Source organism: Rhodococcus sp. 06-1474-1B (genome assembly GCF_002258885.1).
GTDB classification, from domain to species: Bacteria; Actinomycetota; Actinomycetes; order Mycobacteriales; family Mycobacteriaceae; genus Rhodococcoides; species Rhodococcoides fascians.
Genome location: NZ_NOYR01000034.1, coordinates 434089 through 448379 on the forward strand (window position 1 = coordinate 434089; position 14291 = coordinate 448379).

11 protein-coding genes and 1 tRNA gene are annotated in these 14291 nt (G+C 65.3%); 2 read left to right on the forward strand and 10 right to left on the reverse strand.

All coding sequences use genetic code 11. The annotated features are described in order from the left end of the window. Positions 1-44: 44 nt before the first annotated feature. Positions 45-1328 (forward strand): hypothetical protein, encoded by a 1284-nt coding sequence (locus tag CH266_RS23860; RefSeq protein ID WP_255176016.1) that lies wholly within the window; start codon positions 45-47, stop codon positions 1326-1328. Here the strand turns inward: CH266_RS23860 and CH266_RS23865 are convergent. The 5 genes from CH266_RS23865 to CH266_RS23885 all read right to left on the reverse strand — a co-directional run bounded on the left by CH266_RS23865 (position 1315) and on the right by CH266_RS23885 (position 6720). Further along, entirely contained in the window at positions 1315-1980 is a 666-nt protein-coding gene (locus tag CH266_RS23865; RefSeq protein ID WP_094716289.1) for a methyltransferase domain-containing protein, read from the reverse strand. The genes CH266_RS23860 and CH266_RS23865 overlap by 14 nt on opposite strands. Further along, a complete protein-coding gene (locus CH266_RS23870; protein ID WP_094716290.1) occupies positions 1977-2447 on the reverse strand; it encodes a hypothetical protein in 471 nt (156 codons plus the stop codon). Before CH266_RS23870 ends, CH266_RS23865 begins: the two co-directional genes overlap by 4 nt. 101 nt (positions 2448-2548) lie before the next feature. Further along, positions 2549-3247: a hypothetical protein gene (locus CH266_RS23875; protein WP_032367076.1), complete on the reverse strand. Its 699-nt coding sequence runs from the start codon at positions 3245-3247 to the stop codon at positions 2549-2551. Positions 3248-3402: 155 nt separating this feature from the next. After that, positions 3403-4989 (reverse strand): GMC family oxidoreductase, encoded by a 1587-nt coding sequence (locus tag CH266_RS23880; protein ID WP_094716291.1) that lies wholly within the window; start codon positions 4987-4989, stop codon positions 3403-3405. Between the two features lie 42 nt (positions 4990-5031). Beyond that, positions 5032-6720, reverse strand: coding sequence for an aldehyde dehydrogenase family protein (locus CH266_RS23885; RefSeq protein WP_255176017.1), 1689 nt, complete (start codon positions 6718-6720; stop codon positions 5032-5034). 224 nt (positions 6721-6944) lie between these two features. Between CH266_RS23885 and CH266_RS23890 the strand changes: the two genes are divergently transcribed. Next, positions 6945-8132, forward strand: coding sequence for a PucR family transcriptional regulator (locus tag CH266_RS23890; protein ID WP_032369474.1), 1188 nt, complete (start codon positions 6945-6947; stop codon positions 8130-8132). 4 nt (positions 8133-8136) lie between these two features. Here the strand turns inward: CH266_RS23890 and CH266_RS23895 are convergent, their stop codons facing one another. From CH266_RS23895 to CH266_RS25590, 5 genes are all read right to left on the reverse strand, one after another. Then, positions 8137-9111, reverse strand: coding sequence for an esterase/lipase family protein (locus CH266_RS23895; RefSeq protein WP_094716373.1), 975 nt, complete (start codon positions 9109-9111; stop codon positions 8137-8139). 188 nt (positions 9112-9299) lie between these two features. After that, a tRNA-Gly gene (locus CH266_RS23900) sits at positions 9300-9373 on the reverse strand. Between the two features lie 19 nt (positions 9374-9392). Beyond that, on the reverse strand, positions 9393-11186 hold the full coding sequence (locus CH266_RS23905; RefSeq protein WP_094716293.1) for a putative bifunctional diguanylate cyclase/phosphodiesterase: 1794 nt from the start codon (positions 11184-11186) through the stop codon (positions 9393-9395). A 143-nt stretch (positions 11187-11329) separates the two neighbouring features. Further along, the gene (locus tag CH266_RS23910) at positions 11330-13444 is read right to left on the reverse strand and encodes an Rv1355c family protein (protein ID WP_176457190.1); all 2115 of its coding nucleotides are present in this window, start codon (positions 13442-13444) and stop codon (positions 11330-11332) included. Next, entirely contained in the window at positions 13441-14169 is a 729-nt protein-coding gene (locus CH266_RS25590; RefSeq protein ID WP_051364987.1) for a hypothetical protein, read from the reverse strand. The genes CH266_RS23910 and CH266_RS25590 overlap by 4 nt, the downstream gene beginning before the upstream one ends. Positions 14170-14291 lie beyond the last annotated feature (122 nt).

Genomic DNA, 14291 nt, shown 5'->3' on the forward strand with positions numbered 1-14291 from the left:
GAGAAAACACTATCCGTTACTGGAGAGAAGCCGTCGCCGGTGCGCTGGCCGTCGTGCTCGTTGCCGTCGCGTTCGTCGTTCCGTATCTGGGCAACGAGATCGTCACCCCGATCATCAACAGAACACCGCAGCAGGTGCGCGATTTCGCCGACGCCGCACCGCTGTTCGGTTTTCGTGAGGTTCATGTCGGATGGGGATCGCCGTTCGCCGTCCTCATCGCGGTGGCGACCGTGCTGTGGGGACCGACCGTGGCTCGACGCCTGTCCTGGACGCGGCTGTTGTTCGTCGTCTGGGGTGCGTCGGCGGCGTGGACGATGGCGCTGGCGATGGTCGACGGTTGGAAGCGTGGGTTCGTCGACCGGTTGGCCTCGACGGACGAGTACCTGCACGAGGTGCCCGGCATCACCGACATCCCCGCGACACTGCGCGGATTCTCCGAGCGCATTCTGGATTACCAGGCGGATTCGTGGACCACTCACGTCTCGGGCCATCCGCCCGGTGCGCTGCTGACGTTCGTCTGGCTCGACCGTCTCGGTTTGAGCGGTGGGGCTTGGGCGGCAACGCTGTGCGTGTTGGTGGGAACCAGTGCCGCAGTTGCCGTGGTTCTCACGCTGGGTGTTCTGGGCGACGAGGACATGGCCAGGCGCGCAGCACCGTTCGTGGCGATCGCACCGGCAGCGATCTGGATCGCCGTCTCCGCCGACGCGTTCTATGCCGGGGTTGCAGCGTGGGGTATCGCGCTGCTGGCGGTCTCGACGAAGCGCTGGCTGTGGCCCGCATCCATCGGTGCGGGAGTGCTTCTCGGGTTCGGAATCTATCTGAATTACGGCCTGGTGTTGATGGGTCTGCCCGCGGTCGCGGTGCTGATAGCGGGCCGAAAGGTTCTGCCGTTCCTCGGCGCGGTGATCGGAGCCTTGCTCGTTGCGGGGATCTTCACGGCGTACGGATTCTGGTGGTACGACGGGTACGAGCTGGTGCAGGAGCGGTACTACCAGGGCATCGCCAAGGATCGTCCGTTCGAGTACTGGGGCTGGGCGAACTTCGCTGCACTGTTCTGCGCGCTCGGCGTCGCTGTGCCCGCGGCCTTCCCACGCATCGCCGCGCGGGTGCAGCCGATCAACCTGTTGGTGCTCGGCGGCCTCGCGGCGGTGGTGATGGCCGATCTGAGTCAGCTGAGCAAAGCGGAGACGGAGCGAATCTGGCTGCCGTTCGCGATGTGGATGTTGATCGCCCCGGCGGTGCTGCCGCGTCGAACACATCGATTCTGGTTGGCGCTGCAGGTGATCGGGGCCTTGGCCGTCAATCATCTGCTGTTCACGAATTGGTGAGCGGAGCCGGAGTCATCTGCGCGAACCAGCGGCCGTCGATCGGAGCCACGTCCACCATCTGCAAGCCGGCCGCGCGGGCGAGGTCGGCGGTGGCGTCGGCGCTGACACTCGACCAGGCGAACCAATCGCCGACCATGGTGTCGGTTTCCCAGCGGACGGTGCGGTGCCGAATGCCGGAGTCACTCGGTTCGTCCACCTCGGCGATGATGGCTCCGTGCGGTGCCAGCAGATCGGCGGCTCGCTGTAGCAGGCGCACCGGATCCCCGCCGATGCCGATGTTGCCGTCGGCGAGCAGCACACACGACCACGTGCCGGTGCCGGGCAGAGGCTCGAACAGGTCACGGAGAACGGCGTTTCCGCCGCGGCCGATGGTCAGGTCGACGGCAGCCTTGGACGTGTCGACGCCGAGCGCCGAGAGTCCTCGGCGGGCAAGAGCTTCGGTCAGCCGGCCGGGTCCGCATCCGAGATCGATGGTGGACCCGGTACATCGGCTGATCATGGCGTGGTCGGCTCGGCGATCCTCTTCCGAGGATGCGCTTCCGCCCATCCATCGGCCCGTGGGCAGACGTTCTCTCGAGCCGTCGGAATCGCCGATCCAGCAAGGCAATCCAGCGGCGGCGCGGTGGAAAAGGGTGTCTGCGGTGACGCTCATGTTCGGCTCCGTACCACGGTGAGGCGAATGAAGTAGACGACGGCGCTGGCGGCGAACAACACCGTTGTCAGAACCAGCCATCGTTCCAAGAAGGGGTCTTGGGTCAAACCTGTTGCCGCACGATAGGTCTCCGCGCCCTGGGACAGTATTCCGGGGAAGAACATCAAGAACGTCAGCGCTGTGCCGAGGGCCGGGACGCGAATGTAGTTGACGGGCGAGACGGTCAGCTGCAGTCGTCCGAGCCCGGTGAGAAGGCGATCGGCCGCCGAGTACAGCGGGAACAGGACCGCGTCGTGCAGCAGTACCGATCCGAAGAACCAGACGGCGATGGAATGCCACCAGATGTCGCTGTTCCACAACGTTTTCGGCCCGGCGATGTGAACGACGTAGCCGACCAGAGCGAAAGGGAGCAGCAGGCCAACGCCATGCAGAGGGTGCCCACCGTATATCCGTCGGAAGGCTCTCATGTCGGTCCCCTGTCGCGTTTTACGAAACGTCTGTGAAAGCACCAGAGCGCGAGCAGTACCGACGTCGTCGGTGACTGCCCGCGCACGGGTTCAGGAGCTGATTATGCGGCGGTCTTGACCGTGATGGTCGCAACGCCGACGAGCAGTCCCGGGGTGACAGCGTCGGTCTTGAACGTGTCGTTGAGCAGTCCGGCTGCGGTCTCCGAGATCTTCACCTGCGTGCCCTGCAGGATGGCGGTGTTCTCGGGGCCGGTTGCCAACGGCTGCAGGGTGCGGCCGTCGAGGTCGAACAGCACGGCGTCGGCAGCAGCCTCTTCGCCGTTGACCGTGACGTCACCGGTGAGCAGCGACGTGCCCGGGTCGATGTCGAAGTTGGTCAGCTCGACCACGGTCTCGCCTGCGGTCAGCGACAATCCGCTGCCGTCGTGGTTGATCTCGCCCTGCACGTAGGGGTCGACCGTGCCGGGCTCCCAGTACTTGACGTCGCCACCGGTGATCGGGAAGCGAATGGAACCGTCTGCGAGAGTTGCGGTTCCGACTACGCCCGGCGTGAGGCCGAGGGTGGTCAGTGCGCCCAGGAAGCCGGGGTCGAGAGCAACTGCGGTGTCGACGCCGTTGCTGAGGTCGGCGACCTCGGCTGCGGGCTCGGGGGTGCTCTCGGTGGTCTCCATAGCCGACGATTCCGAGGAGGTGGCTGCGTCGGTGGTGCTGGATGCGTCGTCGCTGGAGCACGCGGCGAGCGGGACGATGGTGAGTGCACCGATTGCGGTGGCGGCCAAAGCTTTACGAACAGTGAACATGTCGGTCAACCTTCCGTGCTCGTCTCTCGAGCGTTGTGGGTTATTCGGCGCTGCTTGCCGATCGGATGGGTCTTCATCGCGATGCCTGCATTGAAGCGGTGCCGACCTGTTACCCCACGGTGTGAACGGTCAAACCAGACATGTTCACGTTCGGCTCAGCCCAGGATCAGATCCGCGGCTCGTTCGCCGATGATCACCGACGGTGCATGGGTGTGGCCGCGGATGATGCTGGGCATGATCGATGCGTCGGCGACCCGGAGTCGGTCGACGCCCCGAACCCGCAGCGCAGCGTCGACGACGCTGCCGGCATCGTTGCCCATCCGCGCGGTGCCCACCGGGTGGTACAGAGTGTGCGCGTTCTGCTCCAGGGCCTCGGTGAGCAGATCCGCCGGGGAGATGTTCGACGCCACCCTGGGGCGTACGACGTCCCCGAGCTGGCCCTTCAGGGACGGGGTTTCCGACAGCGCGACGCATACGCGCAGTCCCTCGATCATGGCCCTGCGGTCCATGCCGTCGGGGTCGCTGAGGTAACGCGGCTCGACGATGGGCTTGGCCAGGGGGTCGGCGGACCGGAGCGTGATCTCGCCTCTGCTCTTGGGTTGCAGCAGGACGGTGCCGATGACCGCGGCGTGTGCGTCGGCGGCGATCAGGCCTTCGTCGAAGAACGGGGCCGGTCCGAAGATGAGTTCGAGGTCCGGCAGCGGCAGATCTTCGCGACTCCGGATGAAGCCGTATGCCTCCGCGACGTTGGAGGTGAGCATGCCGCGTCGGCGCGCGAGATAGTTGATGAGTTCGGGAATCTTCTCGGCATGGAAGAGGGAGTCCTTCTCGGTCTTCCATCCGATGAGGGCGGCCAGGTGGTCGAGGAGGTTCTGCCCGACGTCCGGCGAGTGGTGCCGGACGGTGATGCCGTGGGCTGCGAGCTGCTCCTTGTCTCCGATGCCGGAGAGCATCAGCAGCTGCGGTGTGTTGATGGCTCCGCCGGACAGAACGACTTCCTTGTGTGCGCGCACCGTATGGGTGACGCCGTCGGAGGTGTATTCGACGCCGACGGCGGCGCTGCCCTCGAAAAGAACCCGGGTGGCCTGTGCCTCGGTGAGGACGGTGAGGTTGGTGCGCTTCTTCGCCGGGCGAAGGTAGGCGTCGGCGGTGCTCCAGCGGGCACCGCGTTTCTGGTTGACCATGGTGCGGCTGAAGCCCGTGGGTTCGGGCAGGTTGGGGGTTTCGACCGAGTAGCCGGCTTCCTCGACGGCGGAGAGGAAGGACGAGGTGAGCGGGCGTGAGCTGCGCTGGTGGGAGACGATCAGCGGCCCGCCGGTTCCGGCGTCCAGTTCTGTTGTGCCCTCGATGTTCTCGATCTTGCGGAAGTATCCGACGAGGTTGCGGAACGACCACGAGTCGTCGGAGTTGGCCGCCCACTCGTCGTAGTCGGCGGCGAATCCGCGTACCCACATCATGGCGTTCATCGACGACGAGCCGCCGAGCATCTTGCCGCGCGGCCAGTAGATGCTGCGGTCGCGTAGCCCCGGCTGCGGTTCGGTGAGGTAGTCCCAATCGACCTCGGTACGAAAGAGTTTGGAGAACGCGGCGGGGATGTGGGCGAACTTGTTCTTGTCTTCCGGGCCTGCCTCGAGCAGGATCACGCTGTTGCGGGGATCGGCGCTGAGCCGGTTGGCCACCACTGCGCCGGCCGAGCCCGCGCCCACGACGATGTAGTCGGCGGTTGTGTTCTGTGTGCTCATGATTGTCCTCAGGGTTCGTCGGCAGCTGTCGTTGGACGCTGCTCAGCCGCGCAGGGCGGAGGCGAATATTGCCGGGAGTTTGGTCCAGGACGGTGCTCCGGCGAACGCGGTGAGCAGTTTCCCGGTCGATGCTGCGGTTTTGTTGGTGACGAACCACGGCGGCTTGGGGGAGATGGACATCTCTCCGCTGATCAGCGACCTCGACATTGGGCGGAAGGGTCCGCGTACCACGGTTCGTTCGGCACCGTCGATCAGTAATGCGTTGTGCACGATGCCGATTCCGCTCTGCACATCGTCGACGGTGTGGCCGGGGAACGCGCCCCAGGTGGCCGATGCGGTGAGGAATCCGAGGGCGGTCCAGGCATTGACGGCAATAGTGCCGTACCGCAGGTCTGCAAGCATGGAGTCGAACTTCTCACCGAGTTCCTTGATGGTGCTCGGCGTGCCGATGATGTTGATGCCGAGGGTGCCGGTGAATTCCTCGTTGGCCGTCTGGACGGCCTTGGCGGCGAATGCTGCTCCGCTGTAGGGCAACTCGATGACGCCCATCACGGGTGCGAAGTACTCGGTCTGCAGGAGCGGTGCGTACTCGCCGGGATCGAGGTCGGTGATGAGCACCCGGCCACCGCCGTCGCCGAGCCGTTCGGCCGACGGGTACGTGGCGGTGGCGTCGGACACCCGTCTGTCGCTGCCCGGGTAGTAGGGGGCGCGGGCCGGTGCCCGGTCGAGTGCGGCGCGCAGGGCTGCGATGAACTCGTCGCGCTGCTTCCATTCCGAGGACAGCACGACGACCTGCGAAGCGACACAGTTGTATCCGCTGTTGTGCAGTCGCTGGGTGGCTACGTGTTCGGCTTGGAACTCGATGTCTGCGCGACTCCACTCGCCCGGCAACACGATGGTGGGTGAGACGCCACCGAGTTCACTGGAGATCTCCTTGGTCAGGATCGGCCGGTTCGCCGCCTTACGGGCGGCACCGTCGGGTCCCGGGCCGAAGACGATGGCGTCGTGGGTGATTGCGCTGCCCGTCATGTGGACGTGGTCGACGCGATCGTGGTTGACCAGGTAGGTGCCGACGTCGGCTCCGCCGGTGAGCAGACGCAGTGCGCCGATGTCCACCAGTGGGGCGAGGATCTTCTCGAAGACCGGCAGCAGTGGGTCCATGATGGGGTTGAGCTTCAGCGCGACGACGCGGTTGAAGGCGATCAGTTCGTACAGGGCGTCGAGTGGGGCGATCGAGGTGATGTTGCCCGCGCCCAGGACGACGCCGACGCCCGCGGTGCGCGTCGGGTCGAGTTGGGCGAGGCCTGCGGTGCGCTGTGCCGTGGCACGGTCGATTCCCGGCCGGAGCCACACCTCGGCACTGAATCCGTTGAGCAGTAGTTTCTCGAAGTTGTTGAGGGGCAACACCGATACGGTCGTTCGTCCGCCCGGAGCTGTTCCGAACTTCGCTCCGGCCAGCGGGCTACCGCCTGCCTCGAGCGCCGAGAGGGTGTGCGCGAGCGTGCCGAGACCGCCGAGAAGCGAGTACGGGCCGGAGAGCCATTCCTCACCGAGCAGGTTGGACGAGGGGTCGAGGCCTTTGACCGACGCGGCGGCGGTGACCCATTCCTGCGCGTGCGTCGTGGCGAGGGCGTGCATGCGCTCGAGCAGTGCCCGGCGGTCGGCCAGGCCGAGCCTGCCCCAGGTCTGCTCGCCTGCGTCGAGGTCGGCAAGAGCGGTATCGACCGCCAGGGTGGCGTCCGGTCCGTTCGTCGGTACAGGCTGCAGATGCGGGGTGACTTCGCTGGTCAACTTTTCGTCTCCACTCGTCGTTCGGATACACGGCTTCGAGTGTGATTCTGGTCGCATTCGGGGCGGCAGGCTATGGGCCGCCGCTGTCAATCGAGCGCAGCGGATTGTGCCGTCGCACAGTTTGGGTGTGGTGTGGCTTACATCGGCCGGGCTATGGTTCAGTCATGACCACCACCGAGTCCGCTCTGCATCCGTCACCGACCGAGCTGGCGGCGGCGATGCTCGACGACGTCGACGAGCTGGCGAGCGAACTGGTCCGGCGCATCCTGGGAGCCGAGCACGCGTATCTGGAGGCGACGCTGCTCACCGCGGATCAACTCCACGAAGCGTCTCGCAGCAATCTGGCGTCGATGTTGGGCAAGCTGTCCGGGCGTGCACCGGTTCGGCTCGAGTCGGCGCAGCAGGCGGGCAGGCTGAAGGCCGAGCAAGGTGTACCGCTGGCGGCATTGCTGCACGCGTTCCGGCTCGGTGGTCGGCTGGTCTGGGACGAGTTGATGGTGCGTTCGCACGGTAGGGCCAGCCACGCGCTGCTGGACATGGCGGCGCAGGTGTGGGCATTGGTCGACGTGTATTCCGACGAGGCGGCCGAGGCGTATCGAGAGAGCGCCGATATGCGAGCCCGCGAGAGCGCCGAAGCCCGCGGCCGGCTGATTCGGGTGCTGTTCGCCGATCACGCCGCGAATCCGGCCGCGGCGGCGGATGCCCTGCGTGCGTTCCGAATTCCGGATCGCGGATTTTTTGCTGTGGTTTCCCAGGAACCCTCGTCGACGGGACTCGGTATCGAAGGCGTCGTCGCTCGGTTGCGGGCCGCGGGAACCGAGTCGGTGTGGGATGCCGAGGTGGACGGCAGCATCGGATTGTTCTGTGCCGCTCGGGACTCCGACATCGATACGGCACTGGCCACTTTCGGAGAACTGTGCCCGGGGCGGATCGGCGTCAGTTCGGTGTTCCGGTCGCCGTCGGGAATCGGTGACGCCGTGGGGCAGGCCCGTCTGGCCCGGTCGTGCAGCTTTCCCGATTCTGTGCCGTCGACGCCGGTGCGCTACGACTCGGTACCGGTGCCGTTACTGCTCGCGCGCGACCCGAAATCCGGCCGTATCGCGGCTCGTCAGATCCTCGGCGATCTGTTGGCGTTGCCCCGCGCCGAGCGGACGAGTCTGCTCGCCACTCTCGATGCGTGGTTCTCGTGCGGTGGCTCCACCAAGGATGCCGCGGAACAGCTGCACTACCACCGCAATACGGTGTTGTACCGATTGCGGCGTATCGCCGAACTCACCGGTCGAGACTTCCGTGATCCCGTGCAGGCCGCCGAACTCTATGTCGGGCTTCGAGCCCATCAGCTACTGACCTGACGGGTCAGTGGCTGGCCAGCACGACGTCGAGGATTCCCGTTCCCAGCGGTACCGGAACGCAGGACGGCTGACGTGCATTCGCGGGGTCGAGTGCGTTGAGCGCCAGACGCAGCGCGGTCGGGTCGTAGGTGAAGGTGAAGTGGGCGACCTCGGTGTCGGGGCACACGTCCTGGATCACGATGTTGTGCGCTCCCGGATCTCGCAGCAGCGCATTGGTATACGGCTGAATGACCTCGTCGACCTTGGTGGCGATCGAGGTGTAGTCGACGCCGGGGACGGTGTCGCCGCCGGCGTTGAGGTTTTCGAGAAAGTCCGATCCGGCCATCAACTGGGCGAGGCCAGGGCCGAATTCGTCGGCTACCAGACCGGTCGCGCCGGGCACGGCCTGGACGACGGGGGCGACTCCGTACATGGTGCCGCCGTATGACGGTGACGCGATTCCCACCCATCGGTCGACGACATCGGCCCCGCCGAGCCTGTTGACGAAGTATCGGGCGACGGCAGCACCCTGCGAGTAGCCCACCACGTCCACCGCCGCGGCGCCGGTCGCGTCGAGGATGGTCGCCGTCATCGATTTCAATTGTGCTGCACTGTCTTCGATGACGCCGTAGCCGTTGGACTTACCGTCCGGCGACGCGCCGTAGTTGATGGCGAAGACACAGAAGCCTGCGGCGCGCAGGATGGGGGAGAAGCCGGCCCAATCGGAGTAGGCGGTGGCGTCGGTGCCGTGGACGAGAACGACAGGATTGGGGTGCTCGGCAGAGGGCACGCAGCTCATGTCGTTGGCCCCGGGCGGGGCGGCGTCGCGGTTGGTCGACGCGTACCGAATGGCATCGGCGTGGTCGGGTTGAGGCGGTGCAGCGGCGATGGGCATGAGTGGGCCGGCATGTGCGAGTGGTGCCGCTTGGGTCGACAAGACCGACAGTGCAGCGGTGAGTGCGACGACGAGAAGAATCAGACTTCGGCGTGGTCCGCGCATGATCACACGGTATTCCTGCAGTTGTGAAATGTCCCTACGAATTCGGACATGAACGCATAAAAGTCACAACAATAGTTCTGTAGCGATTATTGTGTCGCATGCCGATTGCCGACCGAGCTACCGGTGACGGCGAGGGTGCAGACGTAGGGATCGATCGAAAGACGGGTTTACCGCCGACAAGGGGAACGTGGAGCCGGTGACGGGAATCGAACCCGCCTCTCAACCTTGGGAAGGTCGCGTTCTACCAATGAACTACACCGGCGTGTGGTGCGGCGTCCAGATTAGCAGGGTGGCCCGACGTCGATGCGTACACCGTGCAGCAGCGCCTGGGCGTCCTCGGCCGGCACCGGTTCGGAGAAGAGGTAGCCCTGAGCGCGGGTGCAGCCCAAGGCCACCAATGTGCTCCTGGCACTCTCGGTTTCGACGCCCTCGGCGATGATGCTCAGGCCGAAGGCGTGCGCGAGCCCGATGATCGACTGGACGATCGCGAGGTCGTCGGTCGCTCCCGATCCGAGGTCGGTGACGAACGCGCGGTCGATCTTGAGCGCGTCGACGGGCAGTTCCTTGAGGTGTGACAGCGAGCTGTATCCGGTACCGAAGTCGTCGATCGCCACCTGAACACCGAGGTCCCGCAGTTCTCGGAGCGTCACTCGAGTACGCGAAAGATCCTGTACGACGGCCACTTCGGTGACCTCCAGGCACAGGTTGCAGCCCGTGATCGCGAATTCGTCGAGGGCGTTCGCCACGGTGGCCGCAAAGCCGGTGGTGACCAGCTGTACGGGCGAGATGTTCACGCGCATCACGATGTCGAGGCCGGGGATGTCCCGTTGCCACGCCGCCAAGGTCCGGCACGCGTGGTCGAGAACCCACCGACCGAGCTCGCCGGCGAGGTTCGTCTCCTCCGCCACTGGAATGAAGGCGGACGGTGGAAGCAGCCCGCGGGTGGGGTGACGCCACCGAACCAGTGCCTCCACCGCAGTGATGCGCCCGGTGACGAGGTCGACCTCGGGTTGGAAGTGCAACGTCAGCGAGTCGCCTGCAATGGCGTCACGCAGATGGATCTCGACGTCGTTGCGGAGTTCGGATTGCGCGTGCATCTCGTCGGTGAACAGCGAGATGTGATGTCCACCAGCACGCTTGGCCACCAGAGCGGCTTGCCCTGCTTGCCGGAGCAGAGAGTCGGCGGTGTGGGTGCCGGGCACGCCGAAGGCGATTCCGATGCTGGCGCTGCGACCGATTCTCTCGACATCGAGAGTGACCGGTGCCTGTATCGACTCGGCGATCGTGCGGGCACGGTCGGTGGCGACGCGGTGCGAGCACGGGCCCGCCAGGACCACGACGAACTCGTCGCCGCTCAGGCGGGCCGCGAGACTCGCCGATTCGTCGACGAACGCCTGCAGACGGTCGGCGACAGCCTGGAGATACTGGTCGCCGGCGAGGTGTCCGAGAAAGTCGTTCAGCGCCTTGGTGCGGTCCAGGTCGATGTGCAACACCGCCACCGGACCGGGCATCGACGGATCGAGTCGGTCACGGAGGTGCTGCGTCAGTGCGGTGCGGTTCGGGAGTGAGGTGAGACCGTCGTGCAAGGCCGAGAACATGATTTGTTCCTCGGCGCTGACTCGCGCCTGCAATTGCGAGAGCAGAGCAGCAATTGCTTTGAGGGCGTTCAGTTCTGCCTCGGACCAACTTCGGTCTCCCACTTTGATGAAGCCCAGAATTCCGGTGGTGCGTTCGGAGTGCAGCAGCGGCACGACGGCCATCGAGGTGGCGCTCAATCCCGAGGCGGTCTCGACGCGTCGGCGATAGTCCTCCTGCTCCGGGTCTGGCCGAAACACTGCCGGTTCGGACAGTGTTTCGGCCATCGCGAAGACCGAGTCGGCCTCGTCGAAGTACACGACGGCCAGGGGGTCGGGATCAGGCACGCTCAGGCGCGGTGGCCATTCCGCGGTGAGTCTGGTTGCCCGGGCATCGAAATCGTGGTGCCGGAGAAAGCTGAAATCGATGCCGAGGTAGTCCACGAGCTGACGCAGTACCGAAAGGTATGCTTTTCGCACCGTCGCCGCGTCGACGCCCATGAGTTCGGTGGCGACGCCGGTGACGAGGACCTCGAGTGTCCGACTGTTCTCCAGGGCCCTACTCCCGCCTCTCGTCGACGCGGTCTCGTGAACCGCTCCTGTAGACGCAGTGCAGGACTGTTCCCCCTGGTCTCTGCCGGACTCTACCCCGGTAAGGACGCCGAAACCGCGACTCTGCGACTGTATATCGCGCCGCGTGGCGCAGTGCCGAGCCGCAACACCAGAGCGATCGACTCGGCCTCGTCCAGTTCCGCCAACGACCGCAGCTCGAAGTTCAACTGCTGCAACGTCTCTGCGTGGACCGGAGACAGTTCTCGGTGCTCGTCCATCGTGCGCGCGTAGAGGAACGGTGGCGAGACGGGTTGAACTGCCAGTGCGTGCAGATGTGAAGTCACCCAAACGTTCTCCGTGGCAAATCCGCCCCGGATGTAATGCGCCGGAGTCGATCCGGGCACCACGATCACTGCGAGCGCGGAGCTCGCCGATACGCGATCGCGCATGTCGGTGGCCAGGGCAGCGCCTGCGTTCCAGGCAGCCACGAGCGCCATGACGTCGGGCCGCCCGATGATGTCGAGCGTGGACAGGTCTGCGGCGTCGATGCCGAGGCTGGCAACGTCGATGCCCCGATCCGGGTCCGGATCGCCTGCCCAGCGCAGTTCGGAGAACATCTCGCGGTGCAGATGCGGCGTGAGATACCGAATCCGGTCGGCGGCCGCGAGAATGTCCGCTGCCGCGGTGATGGACTCGCGCGTCGTCAACAGCACGGCACGTCCGCCTTCGGCGGCTGCGGCCGCAACGAGATCGGTGACCACCGCATCGTCCAGCGTCGACGGTGACCCGAGCTCGCGGTCCGTGGATCGGGTGAGCACGGCGTCGAGGAGGCGTCGATCGGTGATCGGTCCGGCGGTACCGTCGCGCAACGACAGCTCGACCGCCTCGTCGGTGATCTCGATGCCGGCGAGCATGCCCTGTGCGGTGGCGGCCACGCGCGCGTTGAATCCGGCTGCGCCCACAGCGACGAAGCTGCCGCGGTACGCGATATCGAGGGTGGACGTTCGGGATCGATCGACGTCGACCCGGAAGGTCCGGCCGTTCGAGAAGAAGGTCCACGGCTGACTGTTTCCGCCGGAAGGCGCTCGTCGTGCCGCTTCGAGTATCGAGTCTCGGGAATCCACGCTCTGCGGACCGGCCGCATCACCCGAGACCTGTCTGCGGGTGGGGGCCGGCGTGTTCAGCCCGTCGAGGTGCACCTCGAGATCGATGCGGATACGTCCGGACGGTAGGTGCGCACCGGTCCCGAAGCGTCGGACCGCCGCGGCGATGGTGGCACCCCCGAGTTGGACGTCGCCGCCCAGCTGGGGCCACGTCTCGATCGTTTCGCCCACCTCCACCATCGAGGCCGCCATCCGAGCCGAGAGCAGGGAGGCGTCGAGCTGATCGAGCACGATGGGAATCTTGTCGCGGGTTCCGAGTCCGTGCAGACCGGCGGACTCGATGTCGCCGAGTACGCCATGAAACACCGGCCGCTGTGGTTCGAGGTCGAATCGCTCGACGTCCAGCAGACCTCGATCGGAGGTCTCCATCAGTACGGGGATTCGACGCGACCTGGCCGCCTCTCGTGCGCGGACCTTGATGTCGAGGGAGTCGCATTCCTCGACGAGCAGTTCGAGTCCGTCGAAGAACTCGTCGATCGTGGTCTCGTCGATCCCGTTCCGAAAGACCTCCACCGTCAGGTACGGATCTATTTCGGCGATTCGCCGGGCGGCGACGATCGCTTTGTTGACACCCAGATCGATGATCGACGCCGGAATCCTGTTGAGGTTCGACAGTTCTATCTCGTCGAAATCCGCGAGGCGAAGAGTTCCGCAGATTCCCTCGAGTGCGAGAGTGTGCGCAATGGCGTGTCCGACGCTCAATCCGATGACGCCGATCGTGAGATCTCCCAATTTCTGCTGTTCCTCGAGGGTTATCTTGTTTCTGTTTCGGTCCAGTCGGAGGTGCCGATACGAATTCGGACCGAGAACGGCGACGACGGTATTGCGCCACGGGAAATAGACCCACCTGTCGCTTTCGTCGAGAAGGCTCTGCTCAGGGCTCGGCAACAATGCATGCAGTCCGGCTCGCTGGGTGGCGCGTTCGTCGAGAACGGTGATCGAGGTGTCACCCCGTAGCTCGTCCAGGGCGGCCCGCTGTGTGGCGACCGTCTCGTCGAATATCACAGGCTGCCAGCTGTATTCGGCAGTGATGGGAATCGTCACGACGCCACCGCCGAGTGCAGGTTCTTCGACGTGCCGTGCTGTGCGAGCAGCGAGACCGTGTTGCGTTTCATGCGCCGCCACGTCTCGAGTTCGGCATCGAACGCGAGAGTCGTTCGGTCCCACCAGAACACCTCGGTTCGGTATCGGTCGTCGGGGTAGGGCACCGGTTCGATGTGCGTTGCGATCGCTGCTCCGGTGCGCAGCCACGCGGCGCGGACGTGGGAGGCGGCAGTGGCCAGCGCGTAACGAGCGCCCAGCAGTGCTGTGCTGTACGCCGGTGACTGCGCGATCATGGTGGTGACGGCGCGGCCTCGGGGTGCTCCCGGGGCAACCCACGCCGACTTGATCTCGACGACCCCGTCCTCGATGCGGCTGTCGAGCATCGCGCGAACGCGATGTCGGCCCTCGGGATGCGCGGCGAATTCGACGAGTGCGTGTGATTGATCGGCCGAAGAATACGGCCCTTGAACGCGAACTCCGCCGAGGATCGTTCCGGTTCGGTCGAGAGCGGCGAAGAACAATGCGGTGGTCCCGCCGTCGCGAATTGCCGATATCTCGAGCGCTGGTGTCACGTCGTGGCGTCGATAGCTTTCTTCGGCACCGTCGAGAAATTGCGTCCACAAAGCGGGACTTCGGGTGGGAGTCGTGGCCAGAATGTGGCACTGGGAGGGGTGGTCGAAGTACGAAGGAACGTCGATTCGAATGCGCTTGGGTCGAATGTACATAGGGGCTCTTCCTGAGGGAGTGTCACCGAATGTGAGAGGTGTGACCGATCGATTGTCCGACTGTTCGGTCTGCCCGTACCTGTGGAAGTGGTCACTCGGGTGCTTCGCGTTAGGCCCGTGAG